This window comes from Neisseria sp. P0021.S007, assembly GCF_051956855.1.
Map to the genome: position 1 here is coordinate 1 of NZ_JBQCXA010001747.1, position 439 is coordinate 439.

1 protein-coding gene is annotated in these 439 nt (G+C 46.7%); it reads right to left on the bottom strand.

The window, feature by feature from the left end:
- Nucleotides 1–133 precede the first annotated feature (133 nt).
- Nucleotides 134–433, bottom strand: coding sequence for a class I ribonucleotide reductase maintenance protein YfaE (gene yfaE / locus ACTHUR_RS21250; RefSeq protein ID WP_440400789.1), 300 nt, complete (start codon nucleotides 431–433; stop codon nucleotides 134–136).
- Between the last annotated feature and the right edge of the window lie 6 nt (nucleotides 434–439).

The window sequence follows — 439 nt, forward strand, 5'->3', positions numbered from 1 at the left end:
AAGTCATCAACGAATCTTTCGGCAAGACTGGTTTGCCGGTTGGCGAACGTAAGGAAGCTTGACCATACAAAATGCCGTCTGAACGGTGGAAATGAAATCAAAGGTTTCGGCCACAATGTTCAGACGGCATTTTTTATTTATCTTCAAATAAATCGGCATCAAATAAGTCGGGCTCTTTGATGCGCTCCCGACAATCGAGCTTGATGTCTTCAGTAACCCGACAGCAACACGGCAAAATTTCTCCGGGCGCGACAAAAGCGAGCGGAAAATTAGCATAAGAGACTTTTCCATCCAAGATTTTGACCCGGCATGAACCGCAATAACCGCTGCGACATTGGTATTCAACCTCGTGACCGGTGCGCTCCAAGCCCTCCAATAAGGTTTCGCCTTGTTGTAGTTGGAAGGTTTTGTCGTGTGTGCTGATGAGTGCCATATGATT